The 22115-nt window shown below is 43.9% G+C and carries 19 protein-coding genes; 15 read left to right on the top strand and 4 right to left on the bottom strand.

The window, feature by feature from the left end:
* The first annotated feature begins 645 nt into the window (after window positions 1–645).
* Genes RL70_RS14030 through purB form a run of 3 tightly spaced genes read left to right on the top strand, consistent with a single transcriptional unit; the run spans window position 646 to window position 2700 of the window.
* Window positions 646–1182, top strand: a complete 537-nt coding sequence (locus RL70_RS14030; protein ID WP_039044031.1) for a DUF2179 domain-containing protein — start codon at window positions 646–648, stop codon at window positions 1180–1182.
* The gene (locus RL70_RS14025) at window positions 1179–1373 is read left to right on the top strand and encodes an NETI motif-containing protein (protein WP_039044030.1); all 195 of its coding nucleotides are present in this window, start codon (window positions 1179–1181) and stop codon (window positions 1371–1373) included. Before RL70_RS14030 ends, RL70_RS14025 begins: the two co-directional genes overlap by 4 nt.
* Before the next feature lie 31 nt (window positions 1374–1404).
* The gene (gene purB, locus RL70_RS14020) at window positions 1405–2700 is read left to right on the top strand and encodes an adenylosuccinate lyase (RefSeq protein WP_039044029.1); all 1296 of its coding nucleotides are present in this window, start codon (window positions 1405–1407) and stop codon (window positions 2698–2700) included.
* 51 nt (window positions 2701–2751) lie between these two features.
* On the opposite strand, the gene RL70_RS14015 is transcribed toward purB, so the two are convergent.
* The 4 genes from RL70_RS14015 to RL70_RS14000 form a co-directional block, all read right to left on the bottom strand.
* Complete coding sequence (locus RL70_RS14015; RefSeq protein WP_039044028.1) at window positions 2752–3870, bottom strand: Ger(x)C family spore germination protein; 1119 nt, start codon at window positions 3868–3870, stop codon at window positions 2752–2754.
* On the bottom strand, window positions 3867–4961 hold the full coding sequence (locus tag RL70_RS14010; RefSeq protein WP_052245987.1) for a GerAB/ArcD/ProY family transporter: 1095 nt from the start codon (window positions 4959–4961) through the stop codon (window positions 3867–3869). The genes RL70_RS14015 and RL70_RS14010 overlap by 4 nt, the downstream gene beginning before the upstream one ends.
* Entirely contained in the window at window positions 4958–6319 is a 1362-nt protein-coding gene (locus RL70_RS14005) for a spore germination protein (protein WP_052245986.1), read from the bottom strand. Before RL70_RS14005 ends, RL70_RS14010 begins: the two co-directional genes overlap by 4 nt.
* A gap of 470 nt (window positions 6320–6789) precedes the next feature.
* On the bottom strand, window positions 6790–7482 hold the full coding sequence (locus tag RL70_RS14000) for a class I SAM-dependent methyltransferase (RefSeq protein ID WP_039044027.1): 693 nt from the start codon (window positions 7480–7482) through the stop codon (window positions 6790–6792).
* 137 nt (window positions 7483–7619) lie between these two features.
* On the opposite strand from RL70_RS14000, the gene RL70_RS13995 reads away from it, so the two are divergent.
* The 12 genes from RL70_RS13995 to RL70_RS13940 all read left to right on the top strand — a co-directional run bounded on the left by RL70_RS13995 (window position 7620) and on the right by RL70_RS13940 (window position 21992).
* On the top strand, window positions 7620–9338 hold the full coding sequence (locus RL70_RS13995) for an adenine deaminase C-terminal domain-containing protein (RefSeq protein WP_082003430.1): 1719 nt from the start codon (window positions 7620–7622) through the stop codon (window positions 9336–9338).
* A 10-nt stretch (window positions 9339–9348) separates the two neighbouring features.
* Window positions 9349–10392: a DUF3048 domain-containing protein gene (locus tag RL70_RS13990; RefSeq protein ID WP_039044025.1), complete on the top strand. Its 1044-nt coding sequence runs from the start codon at window positions 9349–9351 to the stop codon at window positions 10390–10392.
* Window positions 10393–10410: 18 nt separating this feature from the next.
* On the top strand, window positions 10411–10725 hold the full coding sequence (locus RL70_RS13985) for a YerC/YecD family TrpR-related protein (protein WP_039044024.1): 315 nt from the start codon (window positions 10411–10413) through the stop codon (window positions 10723–10725).
* Window positions 10726–10850: 125 nt separating this feature from the next.
* Window positions 10851–11549: a heptaprenylglyceryl phosphate synthase gene (locus RL70_RS13980; RefSeq protein ID WP_039044023.1), complete on the top strand. Its 699-nt coding sequence runs from the start codon at window positions 10851–10853 to the stop codon at window positions 11547–11549.
* A 49-nt stretch (window positions 11550–11598) separates the two neighbouring features.
* Window positions 11599–13824, top strand: a complete 2226-nt coding sequence (gene pcrA, locus RL70_RS13975; protein ID WP_039044022.1) for a DNA helicase PcrA — start codon at window positions 11599–11601, stop codon at window positions 13822–13824.
* A gap of 24 nt (window positions 13825–13848) precedes the next feature.
* On the top strand, window positions 13849–15855 hold the full coding sequence (ligA, locus tag RL70_RS13970; protein WP_039044032.1) for an NAD-dependent DNA ligase LigA: 2007 nt from the start codon (window positions 13849–13851) through the stop codon (window positions 15853–15855).
* Between the two features lie 8 nt (window positions 15856–15863).
* Window positions 15864–16991 (top strand): CamS family sex pheromone protein, encoded by a 1128-nt coding sequence (locus tag RL70_RS13965; RefSeq protein WP_039044021.1) that lies wholly within the window; start codon window positions 15864–15866, stop codon window positions 16989–16991.
* 73 nt (window positions 16992–17064) lie between these two features.
* Window positions 17065–17355, top strand: coding sequence for an Asp-tRNA(Asn)/Glu-tRNA(Gln) amidotransferase subunit GatC (gatC, locus tag RL70_RS13960; RefSeq protein ID WP_039044020.1), 291 nt, complete (start codon window positions 17065–17067; stop codon window positions 17353–17355).
* Between the two features lie 24 nt (window positions 17356–17379).
* Entirely contained in the window at window positions 17380–18840 is a 1461-nt protein-coding gene (gatA, locus tag RL70_RS13955) for an Asp-tRNA(Asn)/Glu-tRNA(Gln) amidotransferase subunit GatA (RefSeq protein WP_039044019.1), read from the top strand.
* Between the two features lie 2 nt (window positions 18841–18842).
* The gene (gatB, locus tag RL70_RS13950) at window positions 18843–20273 is read left to right on the top strand and encodes an Asp-tRNA(Asn)/Glu-tRNA(Gln) amidotransferase subunit GatB (protein ID WP_039044018.1); all 1431 of its coding nucleotides are present in this window, start codon (window positions 18843–18845) and stop codon (window positions 20271–20273) included.
* Between the two features lie 187 nt (window positions 20274–20460).
* A complete protein-coding gene (locus RL70_RS13945; protein ID WP_039044017.1) occupies window positions 20461–21030 on the top strand; it encodes a thioredoxin family protein in 570 nt (189 codons plus the stop codon).
* 47 nt (window positions 21031–21077) lie between these two features.
* The gene (locus RL70_RS13940) at window positions 21078–21992 is read left to right on the top strand and encodes a diacylglycerol kinase (protein ID WP_039044016.1); all 915 of its coding nucleotides are present in this window, start codon (window positions 21078–21080) and stop codon (window positions 21990–21992) included.
* Window positions 21993–22115 lie beyond the last annotated feature (123 nt).

Raw genomic sequence — 22115 nt, 5'->3', positions numbered from 1 at the left:
GGCAATTTATAAAGCGAGTCAAGGATTTCATTCCTTGGCTCGCTTTTTTGTTTGTTGTATTTAATTCTAATCTAAGTTTAAAGGGTCGATTGGATGATGTTCTTTTGAGAGAAACATATTGTAGATGTTGTGTTGTGAATAGGAATACAATCACATATTGATAGTTATGAGCGGATTCCAGGATTTATGATCACAAACTGATAGTTATGAGCGGAATCCAGAGTTTATGATCACAATCTGAGAGTTATGAGCGGAATCGAGGATTTATGATCACTATTTGAGATTTATGAGCGGAATCCGGGATTTATGATCACAATCTGAGAGTTATGAGCGGAATCGAGGATTTATGATCACAATCCGGGAGTTATGAGCGGAATCCAGAGTTTATGATCACAATCCGGGAGTTATGAGCGGAAGCCGAAGTTTATGATCATAATACGAGAGTTTGTAAGCGGAATCCGAAGTTTATGATCATTCATCAAGAGCTGTTTCAGATTACATTAAATTTACTTCAAGCATTGAAATATATGAACACAACTTTACCAACTTGCCTAGCGACCGGTTTAACATCCAATCGCATGGACTTCACTTGTAATCATACCGTTTCCCATGTACCATGAATCATGTAGAATGGAGGGGTGCCACATGAATCCTTGGGTAATGGTTTTGATTATCTTTGTGATTAATATTGTTTATGTAACTTTTTCTACCATGCGAATGATTTTAACGTTAAAAGGATATCGCTATTTTGCAGCCCTCGTTAGTATGTTTGAAGTGGTAGTCTATGTAGTGGGACTTGGGCTTGTATTAGACAGTCTTGATCAAATTCAAAACTTAGTTGCCTATGCACTCGGTTTTGGTTCGGGTGTAGTGGTTGGAACAAAAATTGAAGAGAAAATGGCACTTGGCTATATCACCGTTAACGTCATTACAGATGAGCTTAATAAAGAGCTGGCATCGACGTTACGCTCTAAAGGGTATGGTGTAACAGATTGGGCAGCACATGGTTTAGGGGGGAATCGTTCTGCTATGCAGATATTGACCCCACGTAAATATGAGCTCAAACTTTATACTACGATTGCCGAGCTTGATCCTAAAGCCTTTATCATCTCCTATGAACCGAAAACAATTCGAGGAGGATTCTGGGTCAAGTCTGTTAAAAGAGGGAAGTTATTTAAATGAGCCAACGTAAAACAGTATGGTTTCAAGTTGAAGAGCATGAGACGATTTCGGATTGTATAGAACGTATGAAAGCAGAAGGTTACATGCCTGCTGGACGTAAGGAAGAACCGTTATTTGAAGAACGTGATGGCAAGTACGTGCCGATCCGCCAGATGATCCAATTGAAAGGTGTCCTGGCAGATAGTGAATGATTGAGTTGAGGGTCCAAGGAGGAACTAGACGATGATTGAACGGTATACACGCCCTGAAATGGGAGCGATTTGGACAGATGAAAATAAATATAATGCGTGGTTGGAAGTTGAGATTTTAGCGAGTGAAGCGTGGGCTGAGCTTGGAGATGTTCCTAAAGAAGATGTAGAGAAAATCAGACAGAACGCAGGCTTTTCTGTGGATCGAATCCTTGAAATTGAAAAAGAAACACGCCATGATGTTGTAGCCTTCACTCGTTCCGTTTCTGAAACGCTTGGAGAGGAGCGCAAATGGGTCCATTATGGGCTTACTTCAACTGATGTTGTGGATACTGCGCTTTCGTATTTATTGCTTCAAGCTAACCAAATTTTACGGGCAGATCTCGTGAGATTCATCGATATTCTTGCTGAAAAGGCGAAAGCTCATAAATACACTGTAATGATGGGTCGTACACATGGTGTGCATGCAGAGCCGACAACATTTGGACTGAAACTCGCATTATGGCATGAAGAGATGAAGCGTAACCTGGAGCGATTCGACGCAGCAGCAGCATCAGTGCAAGCTGGTAAAATTTCTGGTGCAGTGGGTACCTATGCGAACGTAGATCCGTTTGTAGAACAGTATGTATGTGAGAAGTTAGGGCTGACTCCAGCACCTGTTTCTACACAAACGCTTCAGCGTGATCGTCATGCTCAATACCTTTCAACATTGGCATTAATTGCGACATCGATTGAAAAGTTTGCAGTTGAAGTACGCGGACTTCAGAAATCTGAAACTCGTGAAGTCGAGGAGTTCTTTGCCAAAGGACAAAAAGGTTCTTCGGCAATGCCTCACAAACGCAACCCAATTGGGTCTGAAAATATGGCGGGGCTATCACGTCTCATTAGAGGCTATATGATGACCGCTTATGAAAATGTACCGTTATGGCATGAGCGAGATATTTCTCATTCATCCGCAGAACGAGTGATCTTGCCGGATGCGACAATCGCACTGAATTATATGTTGAATCGTTTTGGAAATATCATGAAGAACTTGACGGTTTATCCTGAAAATATGAAGCGTAACATGGATCGTACACACGGCTTGATTTACTCACAACGTGTGTTGTTGTCTTTGATCGATAAAGGGATGTCTCGCGAATCGGCATACGATACGGTACAACCTTTGACTGCGCAGTCTTGGGATGAGCAATGTTCGTTTAAGGAGTTAGTCAAAGGCAACTCAACGATTACGAATCATTTAAGTGATGAAGAAATTGATGAGTGTTTTGACTACAACTATCATCTACAGAAGATTGACATGATCTTTAAGAGAATCGGATTAGCTTAATAGTGTTTAGAACAATGAAAAAGGTTCCGGCATACACGCCGGAACCTTTTTTTATTCTATTGCCCCCACCGATTTCAGCTGCATGTCCATTTTGACATCGAATTCAAGCTCAGGGTATATTGCTTTCCAATTGTCTAACGTATCCTTAGTATTTAGTCGACTAGATCGGTATTTTAAACCAAATCCGAATGGATCAACATTCTTTTCCTGGAGATCTACAAATAAGTTCTTCACTTGTTCTCCAAACTGTTCGCCTGATATTTTGCTATAATGGTCAAGGTCTTTTAGCTTTAATAACTTGTCTGATTCACTAATAGCTCCTACAGCTTTTATCTTAACTTCTGCTCGAGGTTTTTGTCCGTCGTTTGTATGAATTTTGATCTTCATCTTTACGTGGTCCAATGTGAGCATGAATTTGTAGCCGGCATTTTCAATTTTATAGCCATATCCCCCTGCGCCATCGACGAGTGTGTTAAATAATTTTGTTTCGGTAGGTGTTAAGACATAGGGTTCGACCGTATTCTTTAAAACAATGGAGTTGGTAACCGTTAACTGGGTACCTGCTTCGTTTGCCTCAACAATGGGAAGCGCGGAACTTTTTCCTTTAGTATCGTAGTCCCTTCGGAATTCGAATAAGAAGGTCGTCGTGACAAAAGGGCTTTCCGTCCCTGTTTTGTCGAAGTAATTATAGAGTGAATTTTCTCCTGCTGCTTCAAGAGGTGGTTGAGCCTTTAGTACATCTTCAGCGGTCGGTTTTGCCATTAGTACATATAAAACGAGTTGAAGATCACCACGTCGAACGAAGTAGTCCATTAATGGAAATAAGTCACCTGACAGTAAGTCCTCATTCAACGCGAGAATTTTTGTTTGGCTGAAATCCATCACTTTATCTTCTCGCGTTTCTAAAAAACGGATGGCTTCAGCAACTGAATCACTCTCATGTACTAAAAGTTCATATTCATTTGCGGTTGAAGATTTTAAAGAAGCAATAGGTTTCGCAAGTTTTAACGTGACTCTAAACTTATTACCGTTCTCTTTCGCAGGATCAACTCCAATTCCGACGACGAATGCACGCTTGTCCACACCTTTATATGCACAACCAGAAATCGACGAAGTAAGAATGATTAAAAGAATGGAAAGAACAGCGACTTTCATCCATTTTGAACTCATTTAGATGCCCCTCTCTTAATCGCCATCATAGTTAGGAAGAAAACGGCTATAAATAGTGGGATTGTGTAGTAGTAATATCTTGTATATTGATAGAGCTCATATTGCGTGAGCAGTGCAGTTATCCACAAACCAATTAATAAAAAAACAGTGACAACTAGAAAAGGTGTGAAATTCTGTTGTTTGACTTGTAAAGCCTTCAGTCGGAAAATGCTTAGAATTAATTTGTAGGAGATGTGCCAATGAATGATGATACTGACAAAGGCTATCGTCACAAAAATAAACATGAAAATGAAAACTACACGTTCGATTAGTCCGAATTTCATGCGAACCGCATCCGCAGATGAAGTCCAAGGAAAGATGAGTTGACCTATTCGGTCGAATCCGGAAAGACCAATGGGAATGAAATACGATGTAACCAGCATAACTACCCCGAATAAAGTGATAGCACCTAGGGAGAGAAGGGATACCTTTTGTTTTTCCTTAAAGTATCGGTTAAAGATAATGAGATTGCTACAACCTAGAAACACAAAGATGGTTGCTACAATTGAGCCGTATTTAGGGACTTGGTTTATGTGCATGATTGCTAACCGGGCTTGGTCCCATTCCACCTCAGGAGCGGAATAGAGTTTGAAAAACATTAGCAAACCAACTGGAATCATGAGAATAAAAACAATTTCCAACGTAAACAAAACACTTTTAGACTTGAGCAATACGCCAAAGAAAACAGTAATTAGTATAGATAAGGTAATGATATAGATAGACATTTCTGGAGTTAGAAACGTAATGAGTAGAAAAACGGTCATGACGAGAGTGATAAGTCCAGCAATAAACCAAAAGATCGTGAAGTAAATCGTGATAGGTATACGAACCCACGAAGAGGTATACGTCTGTAATAAATCAATCAAGTCCATTCCTGGAAACTGTGCGAAAAATTTCACGGTGATATACGTAAACAGCACTCCAGCTAGCGTTCCAATGATCATAGAACCGATTGCACCATCTGCGGATTGTACCAATAAAATACGTGGGATGGGCGTCGTGATAATTGCCATCATGTTTGTGAAAATTAAGAAATACAAGAAACGACTCACTCGCTATTCACCATCTTTTCACTCCGCTTTCCGCGCCAACCGATTCTTAAATAAGGTTCACCAAAACTATCCATGTTCGTAAGGTGGACAATGAGTAAAAGTAACCCTGATATTAGTCCAATTAAGCCAAACAATGTTGTGAAAAGGATTATAAGTAATCTCACTATTCTGACTGCGAATCCGAGTTCATTCATTGGAATAACAAATGTAGAAATCGCAACAATCGCGATGATCATGATGAGAACATTGGAGGCGAGCGAGGCCTCTGTTGCAGCGGTTCCTAAAATTAAGCCACCAACTGTCGTAGCAGCAGCGTTTATGGATCTAGGAAGCCGCACACTGGCCTCTGTAAGTAGTTCTACAAAGAATAGCATGATGATGACTTCTATAAAGGAGGGATAGGGGACGCCAATCCGACTTCCTGCCATGGTCAGGGTTAGTTCGGAACTTAGTACTTCAGGTGAATACGCAGTGAATGCAACATACAAACTGGGTAGTAGTAAACAATTGAGCAATCCGAACCAACCGAGTAATGTGTTGTACAGGGATATCACATAAGTATGGTAGTTTTCTTCCATTGAAACCATGAAATCGAAAAAGATAACAGGTAATACAATTGCATAAGGAGAATTGTCAACGAGTAATATGATTTTCCCGCCAGTTAGGTTATAGACGATTCGATCGGGCCGTTCCGTAAGAATTGAAGTTGGAAATAGGGTGAAGCGTCTGCTAGTTAGACGAACGGCAAGTTCACCTGCAGATTGAATGAGAGGTTCGTCCAAACCATCCAATTTCTCTTTAACTCGACGTAATACATCCACGTTCACCTCTTTTTCATCATAAAGAAGGGCGATTGACATATTGCTTTTATCATTTAATTGATGGGTTTCAACATAGAGGTTTGGCTGATGGTAATGTTGCCTGACGATGCTAACATTCGTTTCTAAATCTTCACTGAGTGAGAGTTGGGGACCGTGAATGGTTGTTTCAGAAATTGTAGGTCCTTGTAATGTATTTCCCAACTTTCTTATTTCGAGAATACTGTAGGTGGAATCCGCATAGACGAGTACAAACCCTGAAGTGAGCATGATAAGTAGTTCATCCGGTTGAGGAGGATCCAATCGATTGGGAAGACCTTGTATGTAAGCACCGAATTTTCGTTCATCGTCCAGCTCATAAAAGGGTTTAATGATTGATTGTTGCAAAGTTAAGCCATCCACAACAGTTTTCATATAGAGGAGATGGACGTGCGCGTCATCGAGTGTAAGGGGAACGTGCAAGACATCAAAAGAGGATGGCAGTGCTTCAGATATTGATTTCATGAACGGCGGCATCTCCGGCTTCTTGCTTTCTGTCATCCCAATCCACTCCTTTTCGGTCACGCATATAGTGTGCTTAGCCTAACCGAAAACGAAGTATTTTATTCGCGATGAATGCTTGGGATGTGAACGTTGGAGTCGTTAAAATAAGGCGATTCATGGGTGCAAAGTGTTAAAGGGGTTCATAAAAGTATGGGAAGTGATTATGACTCTGTGAAAGTGCTCATAAAATGTGAGAAGTGCTCATAAAAGCTGGAAAGTGCTCATAAACCATGAAAAGTGATTATAAAAGCTGGGAAATGCTCATAAACCCTGGAAAGTGATCATAAAAGCTGAGAAGTGCTCATAAACCCTGGAAAGTGATCATAAAAGCTGAGAAGTGCTCATAAATAATGGGAAGTGATCATAAAATTTGGAAAGTGCTCATAAACACTGAAAAGTGCTCATAAAAGCTTGAAAGTGATCATACCTTCAAGAAAGTGCTCTTTAATTCCAAATCAGTTTCCACCTCAATCCGCCACACACATCCAGCCAGTAAAAAATGTCGTTTGGAAAAATTGAGTGATGTGGCCAAACCCAGCTTCCCGCAACAGCCCTTCTATCTCATCGCAAGAAATAAATGACAACGCACGCACCGTATTCTCCATCTCCAAAACTTGTGTTTCTGACAACGAAGATCGGTCAATCCAACTTTGCCGCCACAGCCCGAATAATTCATCGAATGATGGATCATTTCGATCACCAGCCATAGACGCAATCACAAACGGTGCACCGGGCTTCAGCCTTAACCGAATCTCCCGAAGTAACGTCAATTTCTCCTCGACGCTTTCAATAAAATGCAACACAAGCAAACACGACGCAGCGTCAAATAAGTTCTCTACAGACACATCCCGTGCACTCCCCACGACAAAATCCGCGCGCTCCGTTCCAAATCGTCCTTCCACTTTCGCACGCGCTTCGTTCAGCATCGGTTCGGATGGATCCACCGCAGTAAACGCCCAAGTCGGATTGTGCTCTGCAAACTCCAGTAATTCATTCCCACCACCTGCACCAATCACCAGAACTTCAGCATTCTCTCTAGCACGTATCCGAAGAGCCGTATTCGAAAGCCGGACGAGCCCATCATAGGTCGGCAGTGTCCTGCGGATCCCTCTATCGTATTCTGATGCTGTGTCGGCATCGAATGTTAGTCGTTCTGTCAATGAAATCACACTCCTAAAAGTTCTCTTCACTAAAATTTCGATATGGACACCGGTAGTTCCTTCATTCACTATCTATTCACACTTTCCAAGCTATGGTAGGATAAATGTAGCAAAAGATGATAAAGGAGACGATCTCAATGTGGAACGCGGAAGAAATCGCTTCGCAACTTGCCGTCATTGACGGAAAAGAAGCACCGGATTTAATCATCACGAATGCCACGTATTTACATTCTGTTTTAAAACAATGGAAAACAGGTACGATTTGGATCAAACACGGTCGCATTCTCTATACAGGTGAGCGCATGCCAGCAATGACAGAAGGGGCTGAACTGATCGATGCAACAGGCAAATGGATTGTCCCGGGATACATAGAACCACACGTGCATCCATTTCAATTATATAACCCGGAAACGTTCGCTCAATTTGCTGCGCAACACGGGACGACAACGTTTTTATCGGACAACTTAATGCTGCTCATGTCGATTGACCAACAGCAGGCCTTCACGTTACTCGACCAATTGAAACAATTGCCGTTTTCTTTCTACTGGTGGGCACGCATGGATTCACAAACGAATTTACAGAACGAAGCTGAAGTTTTTGCCCCAGAAAAAGTCGCTGAATGGCTGAAGCGTGACGACGTCCTTATGGGGGGCGAGTTAACAGGGTGGCCGAGGTTATTAAAAGGCGATCCTGTCATGACAGCGTCGCTCCAAAAAGCGAAGCAGCTCGGTAAAAAAGTCGAAGGACATTTTCCAGGCGCATCTGAACGCACACTTGCCCGCATGCGGCTCCTTGGTGTGAATGGGGACCATGAATCGATGACAGCGGATGAGGTGGAAACGCGGTTGCTGCAAGGGTATGCCGTGACACTCCGAGAATCGTCTATTCGCCCTGACTTGAAACCGTTACTCGAAGGCATTCTCGAAAAAGGGATCAATGTATTCGACCATCTTATGATGACGACGGACGGTTCTCCGCCGCTATTCCACGAAGATGGTGTGATGGATAAATGCATTCGTATTGCACTAGAAGTCGGAGTTGATCCGATTGATGCGTACCAAATGGCATCATATAACATCGCAAGGTACTATGATATCGATGAATTACATAGTGTAATAGCACCGGGACGTTTTGCAACACTGAACTTTTTATCCGACATTCACGAACCGAATCCGACAGACGTGTTATCTAAAGGGATTTGGTTGAAGCGTGATGGACAAGCGTGTATCAAATTCAACAAAGCAGAGTGGTCAGTATTCCCGGATTTTGCACCCGATTTCGATCTCACGTTAGAAGATTTAACTGCAACAGAACCAGTCGGCATCGATATGCTAAATGATGTCATCACGAAGCCCTATGAGACAACTGTCGATTTGTCCGCTGAGCAATTGGAAGGTAATCATGATGAGTCGTTCCTTGCGCTCATTGACCGCGATGGGAAGTGGCGGGTAAATACGATCATTAAAGGATTCGCGCGCTCCGTGCAAGGTCTCGCATCTTCCTATTCCAACACGGGAGACATTATTTTAATCGGGAAAGACAAGAACGAAATGCTTCGGGCGTTCGGTCATCTGAAAAAACTAGGCGGAGGAATTGTCCTCGCTGAAAATGATGGGATTCTATGCGAATTGCCACTATCAATAGGCGGCAGTCTGTCCGATCAACCTATTGAAACGTTGCGCGAACAAGAACGTGTATTCAAGCAAGAATTACGAGACAGAGGGTACGAAAAAGGGGATGCTGTTTACAGTTTACTTTTCCTACAGTCCACCCATTTGCCATATGTACGGATAACACAGTTTGGCGTTTCAGATGTAATGAGAAATAAGGTTTTGATACCCATGACAGAACGATAGGAGAGCCACTATGAATGTAACGAAAGTACTTTTTACGGCATTACTCGTCGGACAGGTTTTACTCGTTGGCTGTTCAAAGGATAAAGAAGAGCTGCCACAAACAGAAGTCGAAGCAGGAGAGACAGTAGAGACAGTAGAGACAGTAGAGACCATCGCACAACCAACTGCACCGTTTTCGGGAATGGCAGTGGAATCGGCGGATCTACGGCCAATTCTTGCAACTGTCAATAATCACCCGCTTGCTCGTCCGCAATCCGGGTTAAGTCAGGCGGATGTCGTTTATGAAGTGTTTGCAGAAGGGAATATCACCCGGCTGCTTGCGCTCTATCAAAGTCAAATTCCTGAGGAAATCGGACCGATTCGAAGCGCACGTGATTATTTCATCGAAATTGCAGATGGTTTGGATGCTTTCTATATTGCGCATGGTTATAGTCCTGATGCACACGCGTTATTGACTGCAGGAATGGTAGACAACATCAATGGAATGCAGTATGACGGAACTTATTTCGTTCGCTCCAAAGAGCGTAAAGCGCCACATAACTCATACATTTCAAAAGAGCATATCGAACAAGCCATGGAGGATTTATCGATTGACACTGAAATCCGGGAAGTACCAGCGCTTTCGTTCCATCCAGACGCTGATAGTGCTAAACTAGGAGAGATTGCATCGACAATTGTTGTCGGTCACCCAGACCCGAATTTCACAAGTACGTATACATTTGACGCAGAAACTAAAACGTATGAGCGTTCCGTTAATGGAATCATTACGACAGACAAAGGCGACGACAAAAAGGTAACACCTGCGAATATCGTCGTCATGGAAGCCCCTTATACAACCATTGACGCAGAAGGAAGACAATCGTTGGATTTAACAAAAGGCGGACCTGCTATTTTGTTTCAGAATGGCGTCGCGCTTACACTCGAATGGAAACAAATCGATGGCGTGATTACACCTGTACAGAACGGGGTACCTGCAAAATTAGTACCAGGTCAGACGTGGTTCCATATCGTTCATGAACAAGCGATTGGCAACACGACGACTTATACCCCTTAAGGACGGAGGTAGTTTCATATGCTAGAAAAAATAAAAGGCGAACAAACCGATCAGTTGTTTCGCGCAATATTAGAGTTAAAGGATTTGGATGAATGCTATGCGTTCTTTGATGATCTATGCACAATTGGAGAAGTTCAATCCCTTGCACAACGACTTGACGTGGCAGTTATGCTGAAAAAAAAGCATACGTATGACAAAATTCAAAGTGAAACAGGTGCGAGTACCGCGACCATCTCCAGAATTCGTCGATGCGTCGATTACGGCACAGGCGGATACAACTTGATTGTCGATCGTTTGAACGAAAAAAAAGAGTCGCCATCTGAAGATAACTAGCTTTATAAACCGGTAACAGCTACAGGCTGTCCGGTTTTTTCATTTGTATGAGTGTCAACGAGAACCAGAGCGTATTTTTTGCTATACTGTAAGGAACGTAATTACGAAAAAGCAGGTGACTGAAAATGGATGTTCGAACTTGGCGTCATGCCTTTAAATTAGATCCCGCAAAAGAAATTTCAGACGAGGCGCTTGAGCAACTCGCAGAATCGGGAACCGATGGATTGATCATCGGGGGAACCGACAATATCACTCTGGAAGGCGTACTCGATTTACTTTCACGATTGCGTCGCTACGCAGTGCCACTTGCACTCGAAGTTTCTGACGTAGATGCTGTTACATTTGGTTTTGACTATTACTTCATCCCAACTGTATTGAATGCGAAAGACGTGAAGTGGATGAACGGCATCCATCTCGAAGCATTGAAAGAATTCGGTCATATGATGAAATGGGAAGAGGTTGCAACAGAAGGCTACTGTATTATGAACCCGGATTGTAAAGCAGCTCAATTGACCGGTGCAACCGAAATGCCTACACAAGACGATGTCGTCGGATACGCGCGGATGGCGGAGCATTTATTCAAGCTACCGATTTTTTACTTGGAATATAGCGGAACGTACGGAGATCCGAAAATCGTCAGTGCCGCTGCATCTGTGTTGGATGAAACCAGACTTGTCTATGGCGGTGGTATCCGCACTGCAGAACAAGCAGCTGAAATGGCGGCAATTGCCCATACAGTCGTGATTGGCAACGTCATTTATGATGATTTGAAGAAAGCACTTGCAACAGTGGATGCGGTAAAAGGAGTTACCAGTCCAAAGTGATTTCGTGTATACTTGAAGAACAAACGTTCCTAAAAGGCGGTTATAGATTATGAAAGAACTCGCACAAGACTTACTGACGGGGATGAACCCCGAACAGGCACAAGCCGTAAAGAAAACAGAAGGTCCTTTGCTCATTATGGCGGGCGCAGGATCCGGTAAAACACGCGTACTTACTCACCGGATTGCCTATCTGGTCATTGAAAAAAACGTTTATCCATCTAAAATTCTTGCGATTACCTTTACAAACAAAGCATCTCGGGAAATGCGGAACCGAATCGATGGGTTACTCGGCGAAGGATCAGGTGATCGGATGTGGGTATCCACATTCCACTCGATGTGCGTGCGGATTTTGCGTCGCAACATCGACCGGATCGGCTTTTCCAAAACCTTCTCCATTTTGGACTCCTCAGATCAGCTATCTGCCATTAAATCAGTCCTGAAAGAACAAAATCTAGACCCAAAGCAGTATGATCCACGGACGTTACTCAACATTATCAGCTCTGCGAAAAACGAATGCATCGATGCAAAAGAATATCGGGCAGGTGTGAACGAATCGAATCCATACGACCGGGTTATCGCAGACGTTTTCGATGGCTATACGAAAAAACTACGTAAAAATCAGTCTCTCGATTTCGACGATTTGATCATGCTGACATTGAGATTATTCGAGCAAGTTCCAGATGTGCTCGAGTTCTATCAAGACAAGTTCCAGTACATCCATGTCGATGAATATCAGGATACCAACCACGCGCAATATCGTCTCGTTCAAATGTTGGCGGAGAAATTCCGCAATATTTGTGTGGTGGGTGATTCCGATCAGTCGATCTACAAATGGCGTGGCGCCGATATCGGCAACATTTTGTCGTTTGAAAAAGATTATAAAGATGCTGAAGTCATTTTACTGGAACAGAACTATCGCTCAACCCAAAACATTTTACAAGCAGCAAATGACGTCATTAAAAACAATGAAAGCCGTTACGATAAACGACTTCGGACAGAGAACGATCAAGGCGATTCTATCACCGTTTATAAAGCGACCGACGAAAAAGATGAGTCCCAATACGTTGTCCGCAAAATCATTGAGTTGCAGCAAGAACAAGGCTATTCACTCGATCAGTTCGCCGTCCTGTACCGGACGAATGCACAATCCCGGATGATCGAGGAATACTTAGTGAAATCAAATTTGGAATATACAATTGTCGGCGGCACGAAGTTCTATGATCGGAAGGAAATCAAAGACCTACTCGCATACTTGCGACTGATCGCAAATAATGACGATGATCTCGCACTTGCACGAATCATCAACGAACCGAAACGCAGTATTGGTGCGACATCATTTGAACGTATGGCGACATTCGCGATTGAAAACGACCGATCCATTTTCGATGCGATGCAAGAATTGGACTTCATGGGTCTGACGAAAAAAGCAGCAGTGGAGTCGGCAAAGTTTCGCGACCTGATTCAAAACTTCACGCAGATGCAAGAGTTTTTGTCTGTCAAAGAACTAACTGAGCAAGTGTTGGATAAAACCGGATACCGAGCGATGCTTGAACGCGAAAAAACGATTGAATCGGAAAGCCGCCTCGAGAACATCGACGAGTTTTTATCCGTTACAGAAGCATTTGAAAAACGTGCAGAAGATGACGAAGGCGACAAATCACTCGTAGCATTCTTGACGGATCTGGCACTCATTGCAGATATCGACTCTCTCGACAAAGAAGAGAACCAATCGACAGAAAAAATCGTCTTAATGACGACGCACTCTGCAAAGGGACTTGAGTTCCCAGTCGTATTTGTAATCGGTATGGAAGAAAACATTTTCCCGCATGCCCGTTCGATTGGAAACGACGAGGAAATGGAAGAAGAACGACGTCTCGCGTACGTAGCAATTACTCGTGCAGAACAAAAATTATTCATGTCTTCAGCATCGAGCAGAATGCTGTACGGTAAATTCAGTTACAACAATCCATCTCGTTTTATCAGCGAAATCTCTGATGAAGTGATCGAACTAGAGAACGCTTCTGGCGGTTTCTCTGTCGGTGGTTCTCGCTTTGACGAACCAAAGCGCCCTGCTGTGAAAAAGCCTGTCTACGAAACGACGGGGGGGGAAAAGCTAGGATGGTCAGCAGGTGACAAAGCCGCTCACAAAAAATGGGGTACAGGTACAGTCGTTAGTGTCAAAGGTTCAGCGGATGATGTTGAACTCGACATCGCATTCCCGGAAGTCGGCATTAAACGATTGCTTGCGAAATTTGCACCGATTGAAAAAGTGTAAGAGGAGGAACGCAATGTGAGCGATATTAACGAGCTCGAACAACGCGTGTTGGAATTGAATAAGCTGCTCACCGAGTATGGCCGAGCGTATTATGTGCTTGACAACCCGGTTGTTTCTGACGCGGAGTACGACAAACTGATGCAAGAACTGCTCGCGATTGAGGCGGAGAATCCAGATTTAATCTACCCGGATTCTCCTACACAGCGAGTAGGCGGCAGTGTGCTTGAAGGCTTTACGAAAGTCGAACACGATTACCCGATGCTCAGCTTGTCCAATGTGTTTAACGAAGAAGACATTCGCGAATTTGACCGCCGAGTCCGAGATGCGGTCGGTAATAAGGTATCTTATATTTGTGAACTGAAAATTGATGGACTTGCGGTTTCATTGAAATATGAAAACGGTCGATTTGTTCAAGGATCTACTCGTGGTGACGGATCTGTCGGAGAAGACATCACAGCAAACTTGAAAACAATTCGATCCATTCCACTTAAACTAAGTGAGCCGATCAAAATCGAAGTGCGCGGCGAAGCCTATATGCCGAAAAAGTCTTTTGTCCGTCTTAACGTAGCCCGTGACGAAGCAGGCGATGTACCATTTGCGAATCCACGAAATGCGGCTGCTGGTTCGTTGCGTCAACTCGATCCAAAGATCGCAGGGAGTCGGAATCTTGCTGTCTTCTTATACGGAATTGGTGGAGACGGTGAAGCGTATGGGCAGGCAACACACTCAGAAGCACTCGACTATCTCGACAACCTTGACCTTGTGACAAACCATGAACGCAAGCGATGCAAGTCGATTGAAGAAGTCATCGAATACGTTAACAGCTGGGGAGACAAACGCTCCAATCTTGATTATGAAATTGACGGCATTGTCATTAAAGTCGACAGTTTCGAAGACCAGGAACAGCTGGGCTATACAGCGAAAAGTCCCCGTTGGGCAACTGCTTACAAGTTTCCTGCAGAAGAAGTCGTGACCAAACTGCTTGACATTGAACTGAGTGTCGGTCGAACAGGGACAGTTACACCGACTGCGATTTTGGAACCTGTTCGTGTTGCAGGAACGACAGTTGGACGTGCGTCGCTTCATAACGAAGACTTGATCCATGAAAAAGATATCCGAATTGGTGATTACGTAACGATTCGAAAAGCAGGCGATATCATTCCGGAAGTCATCGGGCCACTTGTTGATAAGCGGACGGGCGGTGAAGAGCAGTTTGACATGCCGGAAAATTGTCCGGTTTGCGATTCGGAACTCGTGCGCATTGAAGGAGAAGTTGCGTTACGTTGCGTGAATCCACAATGTCCAGCTCAGTTAAAAGAGGCGCTTATTCACTTTGTCTCGCGTAATGCGATGAACATTGAGGGTATTGGGGAACGCGTTGTCGATCAGCTTTACACTGCAGAGCTTGTCAAAGATTTTTCAGATTTGTACGGATTAACAGAAGAACAGCTGCTTGAGCTTGAACGGATGGGGGAGAAATCAGCATCCAATCTCGTATCGGCGATTGCTGCATCTAAAGAGAATTCATTAGAAAAACTTCTATTCGGATTTGGTATTCGACATGTCGGGGAAAAAGCAGCGACGTTACTTTCGCGTGAATTCGGCTCATTAGATGTATTGATGGCTGCAGAACAGGAACAGTTGCTTGCAATCCATGAAATTGGAGAAAAAGTGACCGATTCGATTGAAACATACTTTTCCAATGAAGACGTTCTCGAAGTCATTCAAAAATTGAAAGACTACGGCGTCAACATGCAATACAAAGGACGCACACAGCTAGAGATCCCTGATGAGGGTCCGTTCGTTGGTAAAAAGGTCGTCTTAACAGGAAAGCTATCGATTTTGACTCGAGGCGAAGCGAAAGAGAAGATTGAAGCGCTTGGCGGTGAAGTGAGCGGGAGTGTCAGCAAAAAGACTGACCTCGTGATTGCAGGAGAAGACGCAGGATCTAAGCTTGCGAAAGCGGAAGAGCTCGGCATTGACGTATGGGACGAAGCGAAGCTCATTGAAGTGCTGGAAGTAAAGGAGTAAACAATTAGATGAAAAGGTTATTCACAATACCGGTAATCGCTTCTGTTCTGTTCCTTGGAGGGTGTATCCCGTCAATCGGACCGGAAGATGATGAAGTCATTCAAGAAAATGAAGACGTTGAACAAGAGACAGTACTCATTCCTGAAGTACAGCTGAATGAGCAATACTACAGAACGTTACTCCCGTTTAAAAAGAGTGCGAGTCGAGGATTAATTGTTAACCAAGTATATAGTAAGTATGATATTGGCGAGGTTGAGGAGGGGCTCCTTCGATTATCGGCAAAAAAGTTCGATCCAAAAGATCACTTTTTCCAAGAAGGACAATTCATCGACGAGAAAACTGCAATTCGTTGGCTATCAAGAAGCTCCAAGTTTGACGAAGGATTGAACCCGCCCATCAACGATAAGATGTCCCCTCAAGACATTAGCGAGAAAGCACCTGTCTATCTGGCGCATATCGTTGAGCAAAACTACTACGTGAAAACGGGCGATAAAAAAGTGGGTCTAGCGGGCATTTCAATTGGTCTTGCCATGAACTCTGTGTTCTACCAGCGAGATGCGTCTGAAAAAAATATTCCAGACAAGACGATTCAACAACAAGGGATTAAAATGGCAGAAACCATCGTTAAGCGGATGCGCAAAATCGATGGCGTCGGTGATGTACCGATTACGATTGGTCTATACAAACAGGAACCGCGCAGCTCAATCGTTCCTGGGACGTACTTCGCGACCACAGTTGTTGATAAAGGCAAAGATGCACCATCCGGCTGGAAAGAAGTGAACGAGGATTTTGTCCTACTTCCCGCGTCATCGAACAACAATAATTATCGCGATGCGAATCTGACGTTTGAAAAATTGAAGGAAGACGTGAACGATTATTTCCCTGGATTTGTTAGTATTGTAGGAACAGCGTTTTACAGCGATAACAATCTTAAATCGCTTAAAATCAATGTCCCAATCCAGTTCTATGGGAAAAATGAAATCGTTGCGTTGACACAATATATGACATCGCTAGTGTTGAAATATTATCCAGATATTGAAGTCGAAGTGAGCATTACATCTAATAACGGCCCTGAGTCATTAATTATGAAAAAGCCGGGTGAAAAGGAACCAACTGTACACATCTACTCATATTGAGAATAGGAACTTTTCATCATCTGCCTGAGGTGTTATGATTAATCGTATTGTACAAAAGCCAGGAGGAGAGACTATGTCCAATTTTACTAAAGAGGATATCCAGTATTATGCGAATTTCGCACGGATTGATATGCCAGACGCGGAAGCGGAGAAGTTCGCGACTCGTTTGGACACACTGCTCGAGTTTTCAGATCGACTAAAAGAACTCGATACGACTGATGTGGAACCGATGACGCATCCGCTAGCAATTGTGAATGTGTTGCGCGAAGACACACCGGAAGACATTCTCGATCGTGATGAGATGCTGAAGAGTGTAGAAGATCACGAAGATGGTCTTATTAAAGTACCGAACATCCTAGATTGACCTGTATAGAGGAGGAATTGACTTATGGTAGTAAACAAAACTGCGTCTGAACTTCAGTCTCTTTTACATAGTCGTGAACTATCGGTTAAAGAACTAACTGAAGCTACACTGCAAACTATTGAAGAAAAAGATAAAACCATTCAGGCCTTCCTAACTGTGACTGGACCAGAAGCCATTGCTGCTGCCGAACAGTTGGACAACCTTCCTGATGACAAACGCGGTAGCCTATTCGGCATGCCGATTGGGATTAAAGATAACATCATCACAAAAGGCATTAAAACAACATGTGCAAGTAAAATGTTGGAAAACTTCGTGCCTGTCTATGAAGGGACAGCTACAGAACGTGTGAAAGATAGCGGGATGGTAGTTGTCGGAAAGCTCAACATGGACGAGTTCGCAATGGGCTCAACAACAGAGCACTCTGCGTTCCAAATCACACGTAATCCTTGGAACTTGGACCGAGTACCTGGTGGATCTTCAGGCGGTTCTGCAGCGGCAGTCGCTGCTGGAGAAGTTCTATTCTCCCTTGGATCAGATACAGGTGGATCAGTACGTCAGCCAGCGGCATTTTGTGGCGTAGTGGGTATGAAACCAACATACGGTCGTGTATCACGTTCTGGTCTTGTTGCATTCGGATCATCTTTGGACCAAATCGGGCCAATTACGACAACGGTTGAAGACAACGCAATGTTGCTTAGCGCAATCGCGGGTGCTGACTATCGTGATGCATCAGCATCTGAAAAGCCGGTTCCGGATTTCCGTAACTCATTAACGGGAGACATTAAAGGCTTGAAAATAGCCGTGCCAGCTCGTTATTTAGGTGAAGGTGTCGATCCAGAAGTACGTGAAGCTGTTAAAAAGGCGATTGGAGTACTTGAATCTCTTGGAGCGCATGTTGATGAAGTAGACTTACACTACTCTCGTTATGCTGCACCGACATACTACGTGATTTCATCTGCAGAAGCATCATCGAACCTTGCTCGTTTTGACGGTATTCGCTACGGTTACCACCCAGCAGATGCTAAAAACTTGAACGAGATCTATTTGCGTTCACGTTCTGAGGGCTTCGGCGAAGAAGTTCGTAAACGTGTCCTGTACGGAACATATGCACTTAGTGCCGGTCATCATGAAGACTTGTACGAGCGTGCACAAAAAGTACGTACATTGATCGCTCAAGATTTCCAAAATGTCTTTAAACAATACGATGTCATCGTTGGACCAACTAGTGCAACGAACGCATACAAACTTGGCGAGACCATCAAAGATCCGCTTACGCTGTACGCAAACGATTTACTGACTACACCTGTAAACCTTGCTGGTATTCCAGCAATCTCGGTTCCGTGTGGCTTTGCAGAAGGCTTACCAGTCGGCTTGCAAATCATCGGAAACCATTTCGAAGAAGCGATGCTCTATAAAGTGGCGCATGCATATGAGCAAGCGACAGAATTCCACAAACAGACACCGCCTGCTCGGGAGGGGAACTGATTATGAACTTTGAAACGATTGTCGGACTTGAAGTCCACGTAGAACTAAAAACAAATACGAAAATCTTTTCACCGGCACCTGCCCACTTTGGCGCAGCACCGAACATGAACATTCACCCGACTGACCTTGCGTATCCAGGCACATTGCCGACGATGAACAAACAAGCAATCGACTTTGGGATGAAAGCGTCAATGGCACTGAACTGTGACGTTGCACGTGTCATGAACTTCGACCGCAAGCACTACTTTTATCCGGATAATCCAAAAGCTTATCAAGTCTCCCAAGACGATCGTCCAGTTGGCGCTAACGGTTGGATCGAAATTGAAGTAGATGGCTATAAAAAGAAAATCCGCATTGAGCGTGTGCACTTGGAAGAAGATGCAGGGAAGCTGACGCACTCTGATAACGGATATTCTCTCGTTGACTTGAACCGTCAAGGAACACCACTCATCGAAATCGTTACTGAGGCAGACATTCGTACACCGAACGAAGCATATGCTTTCCTTGAAAAATTGAAAGCGATTATTCAATATACTGGCGTATCAGACGTACGAATGGAAGAAGGCTCACTCCGTTGTGATGCTAACATTTCACTTCGTCCATATGGTCAAGAGGAATTCGGTACGAAGACTGAGCTCAAAAACTTGAACTCTTTCAACTTCGTGCGTCGCGGAATCGCGAACGAAGTCGAACGTCAAGAGAAATTGTTGCTATCTGGAGAGAAAATCGTCCAGCAAACACGTCGTTATGACGAAACAACAGGACAAACTGTTCTGATGCGTATTAAAGGAAGCGCGAACGACTATCGCTTCATCGATGATCCAGATCTTCCGGAAATCGTTATCGACGAAGACTGGATCGAGCGCGTACGTGCAGAAATTCCTGAACTTCCAGATGCACGTAAAAATCGTTATGTAAACGAGCTTGACTTACCTGCATACGATGCACACGTGTTGACATTGACGAAAGAAATGTCCGATTTCTTCGATGAAACTGTGAAGGCTGGCGCGGATGCGAAACTAGCATCGAACTGGCTCATGGGCGGAGTATCAGAATACTTGAATGCTGAAGGCAAAGAATTGAAGGAAACTCCAATTACGCCTGCAGGTCTTGCGAGCCTCGTGAAACTCATTTCAGATGGAACGATTTCATCGAAAATCGCGAAGAAAGTATTTAAAGAACTTGCTGAAAACGGTGGCGACGCTGCAGTGATCGTAAAGGAAAAAGGACTTGTCCAAATTTCCGACGAAGGCACGTTGCGTAAAGTGATTGGTGAGATTTTGGATGCAAATGAGCAATCGATTGAGGACTATAAGAACGGAAAAGACCGCGCTGTAGGATTCCTAGTCGGTCAAGTAATGAAAGCAACGAAAGGGCAGGCAAACCCGCCGCTCGTTAACAAGCTCTTGTTGGATGAAATCAGCAAGCGATAAGTAGAACATCCGACAACGCCCTGTGAATTGGCTTAAGCTATCCACACAGGGCGTTTTCGTGAGTGTTGCAAGGAAATTGATTTCCATGTGTGGATAGAGGTACACTTAAGAAAAGATTGTTTTGCATTTCTGTTTTGACTGAATTTATATTGAATCAGCTACATCACTAAAAGGAGTGTGAAGGTCGTTGGCTACTGAATTGGAGTATTTTGAACGAGCGATTTCACTTACAGAGTATATGGAACGTATGGAGCAGCTGAAAGATAACAGTTTTTCAATTTATGAAAAGTTTGATGTGCCAAAAGACGATGAATTCATCACCCGACTGAAAGAAGTGAAGCCACGGATTCTCGTGATTACCGAGGATTGGTGTGGAGACGCGATGATGAACAACCCGGTTTTACGACGAATTGCTGAAGCAGCGGATTTAGACGTTCGAGCAGTGTATCGAGATGAAGATACAGAACTCATTGACCGCCATTTGACGAATGGGGGACGTTCGATTCCTGTCTACCTACTACTCGATACAGATGGCAAGGTGGCTGCTAAATGGGGACCACGTGCTTCAACGATTCAAAAACATGTGATGGAATTGAAACAACAAATACCTGCAAAAGATGCACCGGATTTTGAAGAAAAGCAACGATTGGTGTATGAACAAATTCATGCTGAATATTCAACTAAACCGGAGTATTGGCTTGCGGTTTACGAAGACATTCGCACTACATTCTTGCCAGTAGTCCAAGAGGCTCAATAGAAGCTCGTGTACCTGGAGCTGAGTGAACAGAAAGAGGGAAACGAAGTATGAAGCGTGCTCGTATAATTTATAACCCGACTGCGGGACGGGAAGTCTTCCGCAAAAATTTAGCGGATGTGCTCATGCGGCTTGAACAAGCTGGTTACGAAGCATCTGCACACGCAACTACTTGTGAAGGCGATGCAACCGTAGCTGCCGCTGCGGCTGTTGAACGCGGTTTTGACTTAATTATTGCTGCTGGTGGAGACGGAACGTTGAACGAAGTCGTTGCGGGAGTTTCAGAGTTCGACGAGCGTCCACCGATTGGACTTATCCCAATGGGAACGACGAATGATTTTGCCCGTGCACTTCGTATTCCACGAGATATCCACAAAGCGCTTGATATCATTCTAGAAGACAAGAAAATCCCAGTGGATGTTGGTAAGATGAACGATCGATTCTTCATCAACATTGCAGGTGGCGGTCGAATGACGGAACTGACGTATGAAGTCCCAAGCCGTTTGAAGACAATGCTCGGTCAACTCGCGTACTACTTGAAGGGGATTGAAATGCTTCCATCCATTCATGCAAGCCGCGTGAAGATCGAGTATGATGATCAAGTGTTTGACGATGAAGCTATGCTATTTTTAGTAGGCTTGACGAATTCTGTTGGGGGCTTTGAAAAACTCGCACCTCAATCGAGCATTAACGACGGGAAATTCACGTTGCTTATCTTGAAAAAGTGTAACATCGCAGAATTTATTCGCGTCGTGACGCTTGCAGTTCGAGGCGAGCACTTAAACGATCCACTCGTGATTTCGTGCAAAGCCCAGACGGTCAAAGTGACCTCTGAAGAAGAAGTCCTTGTGAATTTGGATGGTGAATATGGTGGCAAAGCACCCGCTGTCTTCGAAAACTTATCGTGCCATATCGAAATGTATGTCCCATTCGATAAGCTTCGGGAACAAGATCGTACATGGTAACCCATTGAAACTCCGCTGATCTACTGTGCGGGGTTTTTTGTGTGGGATGAAATCATACTCTCGATCAAACCCGCTCGTTCTGGGAGAGAACCCGCCCGTTAACGTGACTTAGTTTCCTACAAG

It is taken from the genome of Sporosarcina sp. ZBG7A, assembly GCF_000813425.1.
GTDB lineage: Bacteria > Bacillota > Bacilli > Bacillales_A > Planococcaceae > Sporosarcina.
This window is presented reverse-complemented; position numbering and strand designations above follow the sequence as displayed.